This window comes from Paenibacillus sp. FSL H7-0737 (genome assembly GCF_000758545.1).
Taxonomy (GTDB): Bacteria; Bacillota; Bacilli; order Paenibacillales; family Paenibacillaceae; genus Paenibacillus_AQ.
Genome location: NZ_CP009279.1, coordinates 591,711 through 610,226 on the forward strand (window position 1 = coordinate 591,711; position 18,516 = coordinate 610,226).

Below are 18,516 nucleotides of genomic sequence, written 5' to 3' on the forward strand. Positions count from 1 at the left end.
GGAGAATAAGATGAGTACTGTAAAAAGAAAAAAGCTGCTGACGGGACCCATACTCCTTAGCGCTGTAAAGGATAGTTTTATAAAGCTTAACCCAGTAACGCTAATCAAAAATCCCGTCATGTTCGTGGTAGAGGTCGGTACGATCATTGTCCTCCTCATGGTGCTGGCTCCTGGATATTTTAATGCAGAGCAATCGATAGGCTTCAATATCACAGTGTTGTTCATTCTGCTGTTTACAGTGCTGTTTGCGAACTTCGCTGAAGCACTGGCAGAAGGCCGGGGGAAAGCCCAAGCCGATTCGCTCAAGAAAACAAAACAAGATATCACAGCTAACAAACTGGTTGGAGGAGCGGTGAAGACAGTCTCTTCCTCCGAGCTGCGTAAAGGAGATATCGTCATTGTCAGTCAGGGAGAACTCATCCCTGGTGACGGTGAGGTGATTGAAGGGCTGGCTTCCGTAGATGAATCAGCGATTACAGGTGAATCTGCACCTGTAATCAAGGAGGCTGGTGGGGACTTTGGCTCCGTTACAGGCGGTACACGGGTCGTCAGTGATGAGATTAAAGTCAGAATTACAAGTGATCCTGGTGAGTCGTTTCTAGATCGAATGATCTCTCTTGTTGAAGGGGCGAAACGTCAGAAGACACCTAACGAAATTGCGCTAAATACGCTTTTGATCAGTCTGACGCTGATTTTCTTGATTGTAGTAGTGACCTTGCGGCCGATTGCAACTTATCTAGGTGTTGATCTTGATATTCCGGTTATGATCGCCTTGTTGGTCTGTCTGATCCCGACAACTATCGGGGGACTGCTATCCGCAATCGGAATAGCGGGTATGGACCGGGTGACCCAGTTTAATGTACTCGCGATGTCTGGTAAGGCCGTTGAGGCTGCTGGCGATATTAATACGATGATCCTAGATAAGACCGGTACGATTACCTTTGGGAACCGGATGGCGAGTGAATTTGTACCAGTCGGAAATGAATCCGAAGCGGAGCTTACGGCATGGGCGGCCATCAGTTCCCTAAAGGATGAGACGCCTGAGGGACGTTCTGTAATTGAGCTGGCCAAAAAGCTGGAACGCAGCTATGACAGCAAGCTTGCTGAAGGTGGCGAATTCGTAGAGTTTAAGGCCGAAACTCGGATGAGTGGTATTGACCTGCAAGATGGACGCTGCGTACGCAAAGGTGCGGTAGACTCCGTGAAGAAATGGGTACAGTCGAAAGGCGGTGTCATTCCCGCGAACCTCGACAGTAATTCTGATGCCATCGCCCGGATGGGGGGGACCCCGTTAGCGGTTGCGGTAGACAATCGGATCTATGGACTTATTTACTTGAAGGATACCGTTAAGCCAGGCATGAAAGAGCGGTTTGATGAGCTGCGGAAAATGGGGATCAAGACCATCATGTGTACGGGTGACAATCCGCTGACCGCAGCTACGATTGCCCGTGAAGCGGGGGTAGATGATTTCATCGCTGAAAGTACACCTGAGGATAAAATAGCAGTCATTCGCCGCGAACAGAACGAGGGTAAGCTGGTTGCGATGACCGGGGATGGTACAAATGATGCCCCTGCCCTTGCGCAAGCTGATGTGGGCTTAGCCATGAATAGCGGCACTACAGCTGCTAAGGAAGCAGCAAATATGGTCGATTTGGACTCCGACCCTTCGAAGATTATAGAGGTCGTAGCGATTGGTAAACAGCTGCTGATGACGCGGGGTGCGTTAACAACCTTTAGTATCGCGAATGATATCGCGAAGTATTTCGCTATTATTCCGGCGATGTTCATGCTCGCCATTCCTGAAATGGAAGCCCTGAATGTAATGGGACTAGGCTCGCCAAGCTCGGCTATAATATCCGCCTTAATATTTAATGCGATTATTATTCCGCTGCTCATCCCACTGGCTATGAAGGGTGTGTCGTATAAAGCTATGAGCTCTACGAAGCTGCTTGGACGTAATATATTTATCTATGGGCTAGGCGGAGTGGTTGTTCCATTTGCTGGCATCAAGCTCATTGATATGATCGTAAGTGTATGGATTTAACGACGTGTTGACTAATCATTGAAAGGGTGAGAGCATCGTGAATAACGGAAACGCCATGGAGGACACTGAAGAGCAGTTATCATCATCGAAAGGTGCTTATTTCTTTATTATTGTGCGACTAAGTTTAGTATTTATTGTTCTCTGCGGAGTGATCTATCCTCTGACAACTACAGCGCTTGCCCAGGTTCTAATGCCGTCGCAAGCGAACGGCAGCTTGCTTAAGAATGATGCTGGAGTAGTTGTAGGCTCGGAACTCATTGGGCAGAACTTTACGAACCCAGCACTATTTCATGGTCGTGTGTCTAGTATTGAGTATAAAGCAGAAGCCTCAGGGTCCAATAACTACGCTCCATCCAATCCGGATATGCTGCAGCGGACAAAGGATTTCATTACGCAGTGGAAGCTCGATAATCCGGATGTGCCCGTGAACAAATTGCCAGTTGATTTGGTCACCAACTCGGGTTCGGGGCTTGATCCGCATATCACACCAGCTTCAGCAATGGTGCAGATTCCTCGGATTAGCAATTTAACCGGTATTCCTGCATCGCAGCTGGAAGAGCTCGTAAATAAGCATACCGAGGGTCGTGACTTAGGGTTGTTTGGTGAAGAACGGGTCAATGTGTTGAAGCTGAACATGGATCTACTGAAACTATCGAACAAATAAATATAGTAAATGTCCCTGCCAGATCTCTAGAATCGGGCAGGGATATCTTGCTTTCTTATATTTCTACGAGAAACGGCTGTCATCTTTGAAGGACGACAATGTCGTTTCTTCTTGGAACAGAAGGGTACATGCATGATCGGGGTTAGTAAGGAGTGGTCTTGATGGGAACATACCGGAGGAAGACGCCGGAGGAGCTGCTGCTCTCTATCTATGAGCTGCATCGGGGACGTCTGAAGATCTATATCGGTCCGGTCAGTGGGTCGGGCAAAACGTATCAGATGCTGCGTGAGGGCCAGGCACTAAAAGCGCAGGGAATCGATGTTGTGATCTGTGCGGTTTCGACGAATCAGAGTCCAGAAACTAAGGATCAGCTGGGCGATTTGGAACGGATACCAAGTATTCATTGGTTTCAGAAAGATATAGAGAAGAAGGATCTTGATGTAGAAGCTATTGTGGCACGTAATCCCGAAGTTGTGCTAACCGATGGCTTGGCCCACCAGAATCGCGAGGGTGCGGAGAGATCTGGAAGACTGGACGATATCAAATACTTATTGAGCAATGGGATTAGTGTCATCACAACTGTAAACGTGTACGAACTAGAAGGTGCTGCGGATCTGGCACGGAAATGGACCGGGATTGAGGTAGAGCATTCTCTTCCCGCCGAGGTGCTTACCCTTGCCGATGATATCGTTCTAATTGATGTGACCCCTGAAAAAATACTTCAGCGCTTGTCCGATGGCCATTTAGGTAAACGCCAGCAGAGATCGCTTTTTAATAAGGGTAATTTAAGCAAGCTGCGGGAGCTGGCACTTCGGATGGTCGCTGAGGATGTTAATGACTCGCTGGAGAAACACCGGGAAGAACAAGGGCTGCAGGGAGCTTCGGGGATCGCAGAAAAAGTGTTGGTATCTGCGCAGTATTATTGGAATGGCTCGATCCACATCCGACGTGGACAGCAGATTGCCAAGCGGTTAAATGGGGATCTTTCAGTAGTGTCATTCTGGAAGCAGGGTCTCACCCTTTCTAAGGAAGCAGCTACATTTAAGCGTTCCCTCTGGAAGCTGACCGAGAAGATTGGTGCCTCTATGGAGGAGATCACCTTTCGCTCGAAGCGGGAGATCCCACATCTGTTGGTAAAATACGCGATAGAACATAATATTACCCGGATCGTTATGGGACATTCCAAGCAGACCGCTTGGCAGGAATTATGGAAAGGCTCAATCGCTAATTCGTTACTGAAGCAAATCCGAGGTGTGGATGTGTTCTTCGTAGCGGATCGCGCAGATCGCGAAGGAGAACGTGTACTTCCAACCCGGCAGAGTCGTAATGAACGGAAAGCGGATGCCTATCACAGGTTAAGCAGTCAGGAAGTAAAGGATAAAATCGATGCGATTCGCGGAGGAACCTTTAAGGTATATATTGGGGCTGCTCCCGGTGTGGGCAAGACTTACAAGATGCTGCGTGAAGGGAACGATCTCTTAAAGAGAGGGATCGATGTCGTGATAGGGCTCCTGGAGACACATGGCCGCAAAGAAACCCTTGAACAAATAGGCGATTTGGAGACCCTTCCGCGTCTACGTATGGAGTACCGCGGGACTATCCTTGAGGAGATGGATACGGCAGCAATTATTAAGCGTAATCCAGAAGTCGTGCTAGTGGACGAACTCGCTCATACCAATATGCCAGGCAGCAAACATAAGAAGCGGTATATGGATGTTATGGAGCTGCTGGATGCGGGAATATCTGTGATTTCTACCGTGAATGTGCAGCATTTAGAAAGTCTGAATGACGCTGTAGAGCAAATTACAGGAGTTAGAGTAAGGGAGACTTTTCCGGACAGCATTCTACAGCGGGCAAATGAGGTAGAGCTTATCGATGTATCACCCAAGACGCTTCAAGAGCGAATGAAGGACGGAAAAATATATGCCATGGCCAAGGTGGATCAGGCGCTGGGGGCTTTTTTCAAAATCGGGAATTTGATCGCCCTACGGGAGCTGGCGTTGCGGGAAATTGCTGATGATGTAGATGAAAGGCTAGAATCTTGGGAACGTGTTGGTTCGTTACGGGGACCTTGGCGGCGTCAGGAAGTAATATATGTGTGTATCACCTTGGGGGATCATGCGGAGCGTTTAATTCGGCGTGGTTTTCGGATTGCATATCGTCTAAAAGCTTGCTGGTATGTTACGTATGTGCAGGAATTTAAACAAAATGGACCCGTATATGATAAACGTATAAATGATTTAAAGGAATTGACGGAACGACTGGGTGGAACGTTCAAGATGATTCCTAACGTACTTCCTGCACGAGTGGCGTCCTTGCTGCTTGAAAGATCTCAAGCTTTGCAGAGTACTCAGATTATTATTGGTCAATCACAACGCTCATGGCTGCGAAAAAGTATTCGCGGCGATGTTACCAAGCAGATTCTGCGTTCTGCCAGAAACGTGGATGTGCTGGTCGTGGCAGATCTCATACGTGAGGAAGCATAGACTATGACTAACAAGTAAAAACGCCTTCGGCGTCCCTAAAGGACGGTAAGCGTTTATGCGAGAAATATAAGGATAATGTATAGCGTGAAAATTATAGATTCTTATATTTTGAAAAAGGGTACCTTCAAGCCGATTGGCTATGAGGATACCCTTTTTTGCAGCTATGAATTACATCATGTACTGAATAGTTTAATGGCTTAATTATTGGGCAGCTTCGATGAGTGCTTTGAGCGCAGGAAGATTAAATCCCTTGATCGCTTGATCCCCTGCTACAGTGACAGGAACACCCATGAATCCAAGCTTCTCAACTTCCTCTTGATAGACTGTGCTGGTCATAACATCTCTTACTTCAAAAGGGACACCCTGCTCCGTAAGATAATTTTTAACCAAATTACAGTCACTGCACCCTGCGGTTGAATAGACAATCACTGGCTCACTCATTGGTTCACAGCCTCTTTGATAGCATCTCTTGTAATTTTCCAGTGGGAAGTGTTCCAGCGAACCTCATTGTCCTCAAGCAGGAAGAGTTGTGGAGATTCATGTTTGATGCCAAAATCCTCAGCAATTTGATTGGAAACGGGACGATCCTCGATGACTAAGACCACTGCAGCGGCAGTATCCGCATCCTTCAGATAAGCCTGAAACTCTTCATTAGCTTTAGCACTAATCGGGCAGGTCGTGCTGTGTTTGAACAGCAGCTTCTTGCCAGGCTTAGCTACATATTGCTCAAGATCCTCCAGCGTATGGAGTTGTTGAATAGACATAGATATCACCCTCCTGGGATCGTTATTTTGCTAACAATTGTGTTGTTAACAACCTGTAATCATGATTGTAACATATATCAAAATTAAAACAAAAAGGATTCTGAAAGGCTTGCACAAGAGGCGATATACCTGAAACCAATCGCGTTGAAAAAAAGAGTACAGCATGCTAAGGTGAAAAGAAGCAACATGCCTAACCATATCGCTACGAGATAGGAGTGTTCAGAAGAATGAAGAGAGTTGCATGTGTAACTGGAGCTGATCGGGGGCTTGGACTGTCGCTTGTACGTTCGTTGCTGGCCAAACAGTTCTCAGTATTTGCAGGACAGTTTTTGAAAGAATCGGAAGATTTGAAAGCGCTTAAAGAGCAATATCCTGAACAGTTGGAGCTTATCCCCCTAGATATCAGCAATAAAGATAATGTAAAGCAGGCTGCAAGAGTAATAGCCAGTAAAACTGGATATGTCGATATGATTATTAATAATGCAGGTATTATTCGTTCTGCTGATAATGCTACTGTGCTGGTGGAGCTGGATGATGAAGGCATGGCAGAAATATATAATGTAAATACGCTTGGCGCGTTAAGAGTCAGCAATGCACTGATGGGACTATTACTACAAAGTGAGGATAAATTAATCGTCAATATTTCATCGGAGGCAGGCAGTATTGCCCGAAATAAGCGTATCAACATGTATGGCTATTGTATGTCGAAGGCAGCACTGAATATGCAGTCCTCCTTGATGCATAATCATCTGAAAACGCTTGGCGGTCAAGTAATGGTGTTCCATCCTGGCTGGCTGCAGACTTATATGAATGGTAAGAAGGATGAGCAAGCGGAAATGACTCCTGAACAGTCCGCGGAGCAGATTATCGACCTTGTTCTGGATTATAAAAAATATATGGGCGAGGAACCGGCCTATCTGGATACGGATGGCAGCTCATGGCCGTGGTAGAACGGATATTTCAAAATAGATAAGAAGAAAGGCGCTGATAACATGTCTACACTAAAAGCACTCGCACTCGGAAGCTACTCGGAGGTTAAATATCACCCCTTTGCTGGCGTGGACCGGGAGATCGAACAAATCCTTGCGAATGACTTACAGGTTTTCTCTTCAGAGGATTATGCACTTCTCAATAAAGAAACGTTGTCTGACTATAAGCTGGTAATCTCCTACACTGAATTTTCTGATGACAAAATCCCCGCGGATCAAAGTGGTGCTTTGCTATCTTATGTGGCTGGCGGGGGCGGACTACTAGTGGTACATAACGGAATTTCCTTACAGCGCAATCAGGAGCTTGGCGCTATGCTGGGCGCACATTTCACCCATCATCCAGAGTATACTTCGCTGCAGATGTCCATATCCGCACGAGAGCATCCCATTATGCAGGGAATTGAAGAATTTGTAATTGAGGATGAGCCGTATTATTTTGAGATGCATCCTTATTTCGAAACAACGGTGCTCGCTGAATATTCTCATGAGGGAGCTATGCGCCAAGCGGCTTGGTGTCACGAATTTGGCTTGGGTCGGGTTGTTTATTTAATGCCAGGGCATCATTTACCATCATTCTCAGTAGAACCATTCCGCGAAATGATTCGTAGAGGTGGGCTTTGGGCAGCAGGATTATTGTAGAATATAAGCGGCGGATATACTTGTTGTAAGATTATAAATGAGTCCAACTGTGGGATAACTACGGTTGGATTTTTTTATTGACTCTTACATTGATGTCAGGGTTTATACTGGTGTAGAACAATTCTCATGAACCCCGGGGAGATTGCTATGAAAATAGGTGAGCTTGCTAAAATGACGGGCGTAAGCGTCCGTTCAATTCGTTATTATGAGAGTCAGGGATTAATTTCGCCGATCCGTCAGGCCAACGGATATCGGGAGTACTCTCCGCTCGCTGTGGAGACGGTAGAAACGATAAAATTATATTTGAACCTGGGTCTGTCCACAGAGCAGATCGCGGGCTTTCTACATTGTGTCTTGAAGAACAAAGAAGCTTTCTGCGCAGAAGTGATGCCACTATACCGTAGCAAGCTTGAAGATATTGAACGTCAGCTTGTAGAACTGAATCAGATCAAACGCAATTTGGAAGAAAGAATGGCCTCTATCTTGCAAGAGCAGAACGAGAGTAGTTTAGAGGCATGTACACTGGAGAGTTTGGAGTAGGTACTGCTGGAGTTGAAAACTATGAGGAGGAATGACAAATGGCTATTACAAATGCAGATAGCGCTGATTGGGTACGAGCAGAGATTCGCGGTGGTGGAACGGTATTGGTAGATTACGGTGCGCCATGGTGTCCCCCTTGCAAGGTGCTGCTGCCTCTTTTGGAAGATCTTCATCAGGAATATGGAGACGATGTCTCTATTGTGAAGGTGAATTGTGACGAGTTGCCGGATCTGGCTGGTGAAGCTGGTGTTATGGGGATGCCTACAGTCATTGTATATAAAGATGGGCAGCCAATGGAAAAGTTAGTTGGCTTACGTCCGATAGCAGCCTACCAAGGGATATTGAACAAGGTTATTCTAGCATAGCGAATTGGAATTTAGTTGTATTTTGATGCTATATTAATTTCAAGCTGAGAAGGCATTAAGAAGCCTCATCCGGATATTTCCTGCGTGCACTCGATAGGCTAGACGTGAAGCCCTAGGAGAGCGTCTATATTGTTGATCATCCGCTGATCGATGTAGACGCCGCGGTGAGCCGTGATGGTATGAAAGGCACAGCTTTGGAAGGAGTCTAGCCCGTATGGATTTTCAGGTCGCATATACCAACTATCACTCTCTGCTGAAAGCAATCGCTTACCGTATGACCGGCTCTATAGCAGATGCAGCAGAGGACCTCGTTCAAGACGTATTCATCGAGTACAGCAAGCTACAAACAATAGATATCACCCATCCGAAAGCTTACTTAATCCGTATGACAACAAATCGTTGCATCAACTATATGCAATCCGCCCGTATAAGGAGAGAGCAATATGTCGGCACATGGCTGCCGGAGCCACTCGTCAGCTTTACGAATGGAGGCGGAGATAATCCTGCTGATCTCTTCGATCACGATGAAAATGTATCCTACGCCCTGCTCGTCATGCTGGAACATTTGTCGGCTGTCGAGAGAGCCGTCTTCATCTTGCGCCAATCCTTCGCTTTCGAATATAGCGAACTTGCCGATGTATTAGGAAAATCAGAAGCCAACTGTCGAAAAATATTTAGCCGCGCTAATGATAAGCTGCATCAACAATCGCCAGTTCTGCCAGGCAACACGGCTCAGGCAACACCTCTTGCGACAGCATTCCTCGCAGCTGCGCGAGGCGGCAACGTCGATGCGCTTGTCAGCCTGCTGACCGAGGATGCGCTGCTTACGTCGGACGGCGGCGGTAAAGTTCGCGCAGCGATCTTCACTATTACGGGCAGGGATCGTGTTCAAGCTTTCATTGGAGGCGTCATTACGAAGGGCTTCCTCGGAGATTCGCAAAGGATGGTGCTACTTAACGGCCAGCTGGGCATCGTCATCTATCGGGATGGCCGGCCGCTTAAGGCGATCAGCTTCCAGCTTGATGCGGCCGGGGAGCGGATCGAGCATATTTATATCGTACTCAATCCCGATAAATTACAACGAATGGGGTAACCTGTCACAAACGGAGCTTTTGCATTGTCTTATTAGTGAAACAATCAAAAGATAACCGGTCTACAGCCGGAGAGGAGCTATCCCCATGGAACAAAGAATGGATCTGGCCGGTGAAATTCCAGCCGCATACAAAGCGATGATGGGTCTTGAAGCGTTCGTACAATCGACAGGCGTGGAGAAGTCGTTATTGGAGTTAATCAAAATCAGAGCGTCACAAATTAATGGCTGCGCCTTCTGCATCGATATGCATACGAAGGATGCCCGCAAGGCAGGCGAGTCGGAACAGCGCATCTACATGCTGAACGCATGGCGTGAAGCGCCGTTCTACAGCGACGAGGAGCGTGCAGTGCTTGCGCTGACCGAGTCGGTTACACTCGTGACACAAGGACATGTACCGGACGATGTCTATTCGGAAGCGGAGCGCCATTTCGATACTAAGCGACTTGGCGAGATCATCATGGCAATTGTTACAATCAATGCATGGAATCGCATCGCGATCACCACTCGCATGATGCCGCAATAAACTTTAATTACGTCAGCCGAACGTCCAAGGCTAGCATCCGACACTTTACAGATACAATAGAGGTATAAGAACATATGAAGTTTAACTTAGGGAGACCCCATACTATGGGGTCTTTTTTGTATGCATGAATTATCCATCTTCGGTAAAAAATACGGTCACAGCTATAAAGGAGGTGTTAGGGGTGTGGAATGAGGTAATAGAATTAATTCCAAGTTGGGGTGTGGTTTTCCAAGGGATTATGATTTTCTGTGTCCCTTTCTTCCTGCTTCGTACAATAAGCTGGGCTAAAGCTAAAGAAGACAGGATAACGACTAGAGCGGAAAAAGCTACTGGCAGCAAAGGTGGAGGTGTTTCTTCCGTAGAAAACTCTGGAGAAACAGGCATTTTAGAAGGGCCGGTGAAGCAGTCCAGCTCGAATGTAGTAACTAAGGATAAGGGGAAGAGAATAACTTATAGTGGCCATTTTGAGGATGATTTGCAGAAATTCAGAGAGATCAGCGCCGATATGCATGATGTGAATGTAAGGGAGTTGCGAATCGGAAGCATTAAGACAAGGGCAGCACTTTTGTACGTAGACGGTCTAACGGACAAAGACAAAATGGATCAGAATATTTTAAAACCGTTAATGAATGCATATCAGCCGTTTATGAACATGAATAACAAAGCGGAAGCGAAAGATCTACAAGATATTCTCATCCACGAGATCCTGCTTATCTCGGAAGTTGAGCTTACGGATAATGCATACCTCTCCCTTCAGAAGGTGTTATTTGGATCTGCCGTGCTACTCGTGGAGGGGATATCAGAAGTTTTTGTGCTTAGTAGTCCAAAGGGGGCTACAAGAGGGATTCAAGAGCCAGAATCTGAAGCAGTCTTACGGGGCTCACGGAGCGGATTTAATGAGACTTTAAGCGACAACACGGCAATGCTGCGTAGACACGGGCAGAGTACGGAGCTAGCGATGATTTCTTTTACTCTAGGAAAGAGAATGCAGAAGGAACTCATCTTAACCTATATCAAGGATATTGCGAATGATGAGCTTGTAGAAGAGGTTAAACGAAGAATTAAAACGATAGATATAGATGATGTTCAAGAATCTGGTTATGTCGAACAATTGATTGAAGATAATAGTTATAGTCCCTTCCAGCAGATTCAGAATACAGAAAGACCGGACCGCGTAATGGCAGCACTCCTGGAAGGAAGAGTAGCTATCTTAATTGATGGTACTCCCTTCGCGTTGATTATGCCGGTTACCTTCGGGATGTTACTGCAATCTCCAGAGGATTATAACGATCGCTGGATGGTAGGGTCGCTGCTACGTCTGTTACGTTTTTTTGCGGCAACGATATCACTGTTTGCGCCGGCACTATATATCTCCTTTCTCTCGTTCCAACCCGGATTGATTCCAACGAAGCTGGCCATTTCCATTATTGCCTCCAGGCAAGGCGTTCCCTTCACTGTATTAATCGAAGCATTGATTATGGAAACCTCGATTGAAATTTTACGGGAGGCTGGACTTCGTTTGCCTAAACCTATCGGTCCGGCGATGGGGATTGTCGGCGGTTTGATCATCGGCCAGGCCGCGGTAGAAGCAGGAATCGTGAGTCCAATCCTAGTCATTGTAGTATCAATTACTGCTGTTTCTTCCTTCTCTATGCCAATGTATAGTGCTGGAATGACGCTTCGTATGCTCCGGTTTGCGGCTATGTTTTTTGCAGCAATCTTTGGATTATACGGAGTGGTACTTTTTTTTCTTTTGCTTAGTAGTCATTTAATTAAGCTGAAGAGTTTTGGTGTTCCCTATCTTGGTCTGGCAGTCCCGAATAGAACATTCAATTGGAAAGATTTTATATTCCGTATGCCTTTGCAATTTTTAACCGGGCGGCCTACATTGTTGAAACCCAAGGACCCTTTGCGTAAAGGGTGAAAAGTCTAGGTGAAGGAGGAAGAGAACATGAGCGCCGAGGTAAAGGATCGAATAACTGCTGTTCAAGCGACGATCATTCTAGCCAATTATACGATTGCGGCAGGGGTACTTACGCTTCCTCGGACCATTGTAGAGGCCAGTGGTAGTCCAGATGTATGGATAAGTATTTTTTTAGGGGGATTAATCTCCTTTCTGTTAGGCTTGATCATTGTGAAACTTAGTCAAAGGTTTCCAGGCCAAACTTTTTTTCAATATATCGGGAAGATCATCGGCAAACCACTCGGAGTGGTTCTCTCAATAGGAGTCATTGGGTATTTTCTCAGTATTGCCGGCTTTGAGATACGTTCGGTGCAGGAAGTGACCTCTTTTTTTCTACTGGAAGGAACACCTCCTTGGGCGATAGTGGCTGCTTTTATATGGATCGCCTTCTATTTATGCAGAGGAGGAATTAATGCGATCACTAGCATGTGCAGACTTATTGTTCCGATTACCTGGACAGTGTTTCTGGGGGTTTGTCTGCTAAGTTTCGAAGTTTTTGACCTCAATAATCTACTTCCAGTACTGGGAGAGGGAATGGAACCCGTATGGAAAGGGATCAGGCCAACCATTCTGACCTTTACAGCTGGTGAAGCGATGCTGTTCGTTGTTGCTTTTATGGACAAGCCCCAAAAAGCAGTAAAGGTAATTATAGCCGGAACCTGTATATCGACGATATTTTATGTCCTGGCAGTTGTAGCAACCATAGGTGCCTTTTCTATAGATGGAGTTCTCACAAGAACCTGGCCGTTTCTCGATCTTGTACGTAGCTTTGAGGTGAACTATCTCATCTTTGAAAGGTTTGAGTCGTTGTTGCTGGTGATCTGGATTATGCAGATCTTTTGTACCTTTTGTGTTGCGATTTATGCAGCGGCGTTAGGTTTGTCTCAAATCATTCATAGAAGCTTCAAAAGCTGTTTATTGGCATTACTTCCGGTTGTTTATATAGTTTCTAGGATTCCTCCTAATGTGAATGCTTTGTTTGCTTTAGGATCAGGCATTGGTGATTGTATGCTTATTTTATTCGGAGTGCTTCCTTTACCATTATTAATCATCACATACTTCCGGAGGGCTGCTTCATGAAAAAATGGAGGTTGTGGATCGTACTCACTGTACTATGTTCTCTGTTATCAGGCTGCTGGAGCAGCGTACCGATCGAGGAATTAAACATGCAGATTGGTGTTGCACTGGACAGTGCGGAGGAGTCAGGAGGCGAGGGAGTAGCTAATCCGGAAGGTGGGAGCCATAAGAAGCCTGAAAAAATAATAAGTACCTATCAATTTACGATTCCACAAGGATCGGGAGGCGCCGTCATGAAGTCTTCTGCCAGTTCCTCTTCCTCCTCCTTTAAGAATTACTATAATATGAGTGAAACTAGCGATTCTATCTTTGAAGCGATGCGGCAGCTTTCACTGCGTACTAGACGCACTCCGATTGGTCATCATTTAAAGGTTATTGTGATTAGTGAAAAACTCGCGCGTTCCAATAACCTTACTAAAATCATAGATTTCTTTACGCGGGATAATGATATTCGTCCGAGTGTTATGTTATTTGTCAGCAAGGGAATGGCCAAGGATGTATTGGAAAATGCGCTGCCGGGTCAGACTCCTGCCTTTGTACTTGAAGGGATATTCAATAACAGAGACCGGAATATGGGGATATGGGAGCCGGTATCTCTGGCTAAAGTAGTTGGCCCGTTGCAAGGAAAGAAAAGCTTCTTATTGCAAAATGTTATCCCTATTGATCAGGAGACAAAGCTATCGGGAGCAGGTGTAATCAACGGGGAAACGGGGAAGCTTGTTGGGTTTTTGGATGAGTCGGAGCTGGAAGGGATGGCTTGGTTGACCGGAAAGGGGCTAGGGGGAGTGCTTAAGACGTATAATCCGGATACCAATGACCTCTTAACCTATGAGGTTAAAACCATGCATAGCAAGATCAAAGCCAATGTGAATAATGGTCAGATCTCTTTTAACGTGAAAATAACATCTACAGGTAGATATGCTGAGGTCTTTGCCGAGAAATCGAAGAAATTACACGACGGAATTGTAAAGAAGGATAAAGCCTTGCTGCAGAAGCGTGTCCTAGAAATGGTGCAAACTACTGTTACAAAGATGCAGAAGGAACTGCATACCGAAGCTGCCGGTTTCGGCACCAGTCTACATAATCAGCATCCAGCCGTATGGCGGAGCGTCAAGGATAACTGGGACGAAACCTTCAGCAAAATTCCAATTACTTATGAAATAAACCTGAATATTGAGGAATACGGCGCATCAGATACAACGGCTGAATAGAAAGATTGTAAAAGATTCAGAGTTACTTCTTTTGATGTGTGAGCGGTATGACATCATTTTGGTGCAGCGCATCGAGTACTTCGGTTTTTAATTGTTCAGTAAAGGTATTCCATGTTTTTTTGCTCGTATTCAGCTCTTCCCGCCCAATAGCATTTAGTGTTTCCAGCCAAAGGCGTTTATCGTTTATCAGCCCGAGCTGATCTTGGATCTGCTTATATATTTCCTCATGGGCATGAAATTTTTGATTTAACGCAAAAGAGGCTGCACTAGCGGTATATCGCAGTTCCTTAGCAGCCATCCTCAGCTCATGCAGTGAGTCGAAGGCTGCTTCTGATTCGGCATCTTGTCCACGAAATATAGCCTTGCAAGCTTTTTTCTTCTGCTCGTAAGCTACCTCAAGTTCGCGAATGACAACGTTGGCATCTTTTTTCGCTACCAGGGCCTCAAGCTGTTCACTAAGGAAGGCTTTCCACTTCTCATCCAGATCTTCATTGATTAGCTTAGGCAGCTCATCGGCCAGCTTCTTACGATAAGTTTTGCGCTTGTCCTTTTGATGGTCGATCACTGCCTTCAACAACTCTGCGGTCTTTATATCGCCGTTTTCCTTGGCTTGTTTGCGTTTAGTCTTGAACGATTCAATCAGAACGTCTGCATCTCTGACCTTGCCTAATCTCTTTTGGGCTCTTTCAAATAGAGGGTATAGTCCTAGAGTATGACCAGGGTCGAGAATGGATAGCAGTGTTAACAGCTTGCGGCAGTTCACTCTTGCTTGGTGAATGTCCTCGTCATCGAATTTGCTAAGTGCATCATGGCAGTAATCCCAAAAATCAATATACAGCAGGTTAAGTGCCTGTTCCCATTGTCTTGTCTTGGTTAACTGTCGTTCCTTCATCACTTCCACTGTCATGCGGCATCACTCCTTAACGTTGTGTATAGCATGAACCTAAGGCTACCCCCTATTCGAGCTGGGGTATGTTCGTATACTATAAGGATAGCGTTATCATAACCTCATTTCAATTCTGATTTCGCACTAGCGAGGCAGATTGATTACAATATTACGGATAATACGGGAAAGAGGGGAATCGGTGGATACTCGGGAATACGATGCAATGATCAATGGATCTGTTGATAGAAGTAAAGAAGTCATCGGACTTCCTGCAGAAATGGGACTTTTCCAGCATCTAATCTTAAAGGATGACAGGATAGATGAGAAAGCAGGGGGCATCGGGGAGATGTTGATCCCGTTCGCCTTTGAAGAGACCCTTTGTAGGGATGTCGGAGCGGGACTTGTTCCTCCTAGTCTGCACCTATGGAGTCATTCCGGGGGTGTTGTGCTCGGCCTACGGGACAGCAAGCTTCCGTACGCGGCTCAAGCGATGGCTAAGTTGGAGCAGCGAGGAATTCGTACAGCGGTAAGACATTCCGGTGGTGCTGCGGTGCCTCTGGATGATGGAATTGTTAATGTTTCGCTAGTTCTCCCCAAAGGACGCGGAAAGCTGGACTTTCATGATGACTTTAGGCTTCTGGCTTCTCTGATCACTGAGGCAGTTGCTATGAGTCATCCACAGGCTGCAGCTCAAATTGAGGCTGGTGAAATTGTTGGTTCTTACTGCCCGGGAGACTTCGATTTGGCGATCGGTGGGCGGAAATTTTGCGGCATTGCTCAGCGCAGACAAAATAATGCCTATTTCGTACATGCATTTGTAGTGGTTTCAGGTTCGGGACAGGAACGTGGTGAACTCATTCATAAATTCTATGAGCAAGCCTCTGGAGGAGACTCAGCATTATCTTATCCGCGGGTTCGTCCAGAGACGATCGCTGGGCTTGGCGAACTAGGCGGACCGAATGCGACTGAAGTATTTGCCGAAGGTATTAGACAAGCATTAGCCCACCGTGGAGTGGTGCTTAAATCCTCTGACAGGCTACAGCAGGAGACCGGATATTTCCTAGACTATGAAGATCCGCGTGTTCTGGATGCTGCGCGAGTCCTGCATGAACGTTATGCCCAAGGATAAATGGATATTGCGCATCGTTAAGAAAGGACGAAACAGAAGTCTGGCGAGAGGCCAGCATCTGTTACGTCCTTTTTAATCATATAAGTCCGGACGTCTGTCTGAAAAAATCGGGATTTGTGCTCGAATTTCACGCACCATATGTAAATCGATATCCCCCGTTAGGATTTCTTCCCCTTCAGAAGCTTCACATAAAATATCTCCCCAAGGATCAATTATCATAGAATGCCCAGCAAAGGTATTGTTAGGATCGCTTCCTGCACGGTTACAGGCTACTACATAACATTGGTTCTCGATCGCTCGGCTGATCAGTAGTGCACGCCAATGTGACAGCCTGGATAATGGCCATTCTGCACTGATAAACAAGATTTCTGCACCTTGTGCGGTATGAGCACGAACCCACTCTGGAAATCGGATATCATAACAGATTAATCCGGCACATAACGTGCCCTCCAATGTGAAGAGGCCTTTGTCTTCTCCAGGCTGCAAATATAGATGTTCATCCATTAGCTGAAACAAATGTAGCTTACTGTATTCGCCAACGAGTTCTCCAGTTCGATTAAATACAAACATACGATTAGTTACACCGGAGGCGTTCCTGCTAGCGACTGAACCAGCGACGATATTGATGTTGTATTGTCTGGCTAATCTGGAGATGAATTCCTTGGTAATTTCCCCTTCTGGATCACCAATATCCTCTAGTCGGGTCAGATCATAGCCAGTGGTCCAAAGCTCAGGGAGAATAAGACAGTCGGGGACTGTGGCGGCAGCTACACTAATTTTATTTGCTACAGCAGCATAATTCATATCGGGTTTGCCAAATGCTATATCCAGCTGAATCAGGGAGATTCTCATAGGATTCCTCCTTTTTGTTCAAGACTATAGCACCATAAGAGGATAAGCAATGTTGATTTTTAAAAAATGATTTGATATATTAGTTGACGGGTCAATGATTATCAGTTAGTATTATTTTATACAAAACAATTGTGCACAATTAAATTTATGAAGGAGGTATATTTTGACGGAGCACTATCCTGAGGAAGACCGCATATTTGAACTGCTGCAGGCATTAAACAAGGGAATCTGTCCGAAATTCGAACGATGTGCTGGGATTAGTCCCACACGGCTTCGCCTCCTGCATGAACTATTCCAGGTGGATGAAGTCAGCCAAATTACGCTGCAAAAGGGCATGGATATAGATGCGGCCGCCGTCACTCGGCACTTGAAAGGGATGGAAGAGAGTGGTACGATCACTCGCCGCAACAACCCCGCAGATAACAGGGTTACATTGGTCTCATTAACGGATCAAGGGCGGGAAAGAATGATTCAATATGGCGAAGAGAAGAGACGATTTGTCGCTACTCTGCTTACTGGATTTAACGATCAGGAGCGAAAAGTGCTCATAGATATGCTTAATCGTCTGCAATCTAATATCAATCTGTTGTAACTACAAAAATCACACACTCAAAGGAGAAATACACATATGAACGCTACACAAACACAAACCAATGATTTTAAAGAAATTATTACGGGTCGCCGCTCTATCCGCAAATATGATCCATCCGTTAAGATCAGCAAAGAAGAGATGACTCAGATTCTTACGGAAGCGACTCTTGCACCTTCTTCTGTAAACATGCAGCCTTGGCGGTTTCTTGTCATTGAAAGTGACGAAGCAAAAGCTACTTTAGCTCCTCTTGCTCGCTTTAATGGCGTACAAGTTGAAACCTCTGCAGCTATGATTGCCATTTTCGGTGATTTGAACAATTTCGACTATGCAGAGGAGATTTATGGCACAGCTGTTGAACGTGGACTAATGCCTGCTGAAGTAAAAGAAAACCAATTAACTAGATTATCTGCTCACTTTGCTACCTTGCCACGTGAAGTTAACAAAGATACTGTGCTTATTGATGGTGCTCTTGTTGCAATGCAATTGATGCTGGTTGCCCGTGCACATGGATACGATACAAACCCAATTGGCGGTTATGAAAAAGATCAAATCGCAGAAGCGTTTGGCATGGAAAAAGATCGTTATGTTCCTGTAATGTTGCTTTCCATCGGTAAGGCTGTTGATGCAGGTTACCCATCTGTCCGTTTGCCTATCGATAAAATTGCTGAGTGGAAATAATACTTTATACCTTAGGAGGAA

General features: G+C 45.7%; 19 protein-coding genes. 15 read left to right on the plus strand and 4 right to left on the minus strand.

All coding sequences use genetic code 11. The features are described from left to right. Positions 1–10: 10 nt before the first annotated feature. The 3 genes from kdpB (at position 11) to H70737_RS02670 (ending at position 5,194) form a co-directional block, all read left to right on the plus strand. Positions 11–2,044, plus strand: coding sequence for a potassium-transporting ATPase subunit KdpB (kdpB, locus tag H70737_RS02660; protein ID WP_042184559.1), 2,034 nt, complete (start codon positions 11–13; stop codon positions 2,042–2,044). A 55-nt stretch (positions 2,045–2,099) separates the two neighbouring features. Beyond that, positions 2,100–2,708, plus strand: a complete 609-nt coding sequence (gene kdpC / locus H70737_RS02665; protein WP_042193229.1) for a potassium-transporting ATPase subunit KdpC — start codon at positions 2,100–2,102, stop codon at positions 2,706–2,708. 161 nt (positions 2,709–2,869) lie between these two features. Next, on the plus strand, positions 2,870–5,194 hold the full coding sequence (locus tag H70737_RS02670) for a histidine kinase (protein WP_042184560.1): 2,325 nt from the start codon (positions 2,870–2,872) through the stop codon (positions 5,192–5,194). A 201-nt stretch (positions 5,195–5,395) separates the two neighbouring features. Here the strand turns inward: H70737_RS02670 and H70737_RS02675 are convergent, their stop codons facing one another. Next, positions 5,396–5,635, minus strand: a complete 240-nt coding sequence (locus tag H70737_RS02675) for a glutaredoxin family protein (RefSeq protein ID WP_042184561.1) — start codon at positions 5,633–5,635, stop codon at positions 5,396–5,398. Next, on the minus strand, positions 5,632–5,958 hold the full coding sequence (gene ytxJ, locus H70737_RS02680) for a bacillithiol system redox-active protein YtxJ (RefSeq protein WP_042123836.1): 327 nt from the start codon (positions 5,956–5,958) through the stop codon (positions 5,632–5,634). The genes H70737_RS02675 and ytxJ overlap by 4 nt, the downstream gene beginning before the upstream one ends. Positions 5,959–6,185: 227 nt before the next feature. Here ytxJ and H70737_RS02685 point away from each other — a divergent pair, with 227 nt between their 5' ends. The 9 genes from H70737_RS02685 (at position 6,186) to H70737_RS02725 (ending at position 14,358) form a co-directional block, all read left to right on the plus strand. Further along, the gene (locus tag H70737_RS02685) at positions 6,186–6,908 is read left to right on the plus strand and encodes an SDR family NAD(P)-dependent oxidoreductase (RefSeq protein ID WP_042184562.1); all 723 of its coding nucleotides are present in this window, start codon (positions 6,186–6,188) and stop codon (positions 6,906–6,908) included. Between the two features lie 42 nt (positions 6,909–6,950). Continuing rightward, positions 6,951–7,586, plus strand: coding sequence for a ThuA domain-containing protein (locus H70737_RS02690; RefSeq protein WP_042184563.1), 636 nt, complete (start codon positions 6,951–6,953; stop codon positions 7,584–7,586). Between the two features lie 147 nt (positions 7,587–7,733). Continuing rightward, positions 7,734–8,126: a MerR family transcriptional regulator gene (locus H70737_RS02695; RefSeq protein ID WP_042184564.1), complete on the plus strand. Its 393-nt coding sequence runs from the start codon at positions 7,734–7,736 to the stop codon at positions 8,124–8,126. A 38-nt stretch (positions 8,127–8,164) separates the two neighbouring features. After that, the gene (locus H70737_RS02700; RefSeq protein WP_042184566.1) at positions 8,165–8,491 is read left to right on the plus strand and encodes a thioredoxin family protein; all 327 of its coding nucleotides are present in this window, start codon (positions 8,165–8,167) and stop codon (positions 8,489–8,491) included. A 214-nt stretch (positions 8,492–8,705) separates the two neighbouring features. Further along, positions 8,706–9,584 (plus strand): RNA polymerase sigma factor SigJ, encoded by an 879-nt coding sequence (sigJ, locus tag H70737_RS02705; RefSeq protein ID WP_042184567.1) that lies wholly within the window; start codon positions 8,706–8,708, stop codon positions 9,582–9,584. Positions 9,585–9,669: 85 nt separating this feature from the next. Next, positions 9,670–10,107: a carboxymuconolactone decarboxylase family protein gene (locus H70737_RS02710; protein WP_042184569.1), complete on the plus strand. Its 438-nt coding sequence runs from the start codon at positions 9,670–9,672 to the stop codon at positions 10,105–10,107. Positions 10,108–10,288: 181 nt separating this feature from the next. After that, a complete protein-coding gene (locus tag H70737_RS02715) occupies positions 10,289–12,031 on the plus strand; it encodes a spore germination protein (RefSeq protein ID WP_042184572.1) in 1,743 nt (580 codons plus the stop codon). A gap of 27 nt (positions 12,032–12,058) precedes the next feature. After that, positions 12,059–13,150, plus strand: coding sequence for a GerAB/ArcD/ProY family transporter (locus H70737_RS02720; protein ID WP_042184574.1), 1,092 nt, complete (start codon positions 12,059–12,061; stop codon positions 13,148–13,150). Next, the gene (locus H70737_RS02725) at positions 13,147–14,358 is read left to right on the plus strand and encodes a Ger(x)C family spore germination protein (RefSeq protein WP_042184576.1); all 1,212 of its coding nucleotides are present in this window, start codon (positions 13,147–13,149) and stop codon (positions 14,356–14,358) included. Before H70737_RS02720 ends, H70737_RS02725 begins: the two co-directional genes overlap by 4 nt. A 22-nt stretch (positions 14,359–14,380) precedes the next feature. Here the strand turns inward: H70737_RS02725 and H70737_RS02730 are convergent, their stop codons facing one another. Continuing rightward, positions 14,381–15,265, minus strand: a complete 885-nt coding sequence (locus H70737_RS02730; RefSeq protein WP_042184578.1) for a CHAD domain-containing protein — start codon at positions 15,263–15,265, stop codon at positions 14,381–14,383. 178 nt (positions 15,266–15,443) lie between these two features. On the opposite strand from H70737_RS02730, the gene H70737_RS02735 reads away from it, so the two are divergent. Continuing rightward, the gene (locus tag H70737_RS02735; protein WP_052404138.1) at positions 15,444–16,373 is read left to right on the plus strand and encodes a lipoate--protein ligase family protein; all 930 of its coding nucleotides are present in this window, start codon (positions 15,444–15,446) and stop codon (positions 16,371–16,373) included. 72 nt (positions 16,374–16,445) lie between these two features. On the opposite strand, the gene H70737_RS02740 is transcribed toward H70737_RS02735, so the two are convergent. After that, the gene (locus tag H70737_RS02740; RefSeq protein ID WP_042184580.1) at positions 16,446–17,225 is read right to left on the minus strand and encodes a carbon-nitrogen family hydrolase; all 780 of its coding nucleotides are present in this window, start codon (positions 17,223–17,225) and stop codon (positions 16,446–16,448) included. A 163-nt stretch (positions 17,226–17,388) separates the two neighbouring features. On the opposite strand from H70737_RS02740, the gene H70737_RS02745 reads away from it, so the two are divergent. Together H70737_RS02745 and H70737_RS02750 are read left to right on the plus strand one after the other, a co-directional pair. Next, positions 17,389–17,817 (plus strand): MarR family winged helix-turn-helix transcriptional regulator, encoded by a 429-nt coding sequence (locus H70737_RS02745; RefSeq protein WP_042184581.1) that lies wholly within the window; start codon positions 17,389–17,391, stop codon positions 17,815–17,817. A 36-nt stretch (positions 17,818–17,853) separates the two neighbouring features. After that, positions 17,854–18,495 (plus strand): nitroreductase family protein, encoded by a 642-nt coding sequence (locus H70737_RS02750; protein WP_042184583.1) that lies wholly within the window; start codon positions 17,854–17,856, stop codon positions 18,493–18,495. Positions 18,496–18,516 lie beyond the last annotated feature (21 nt).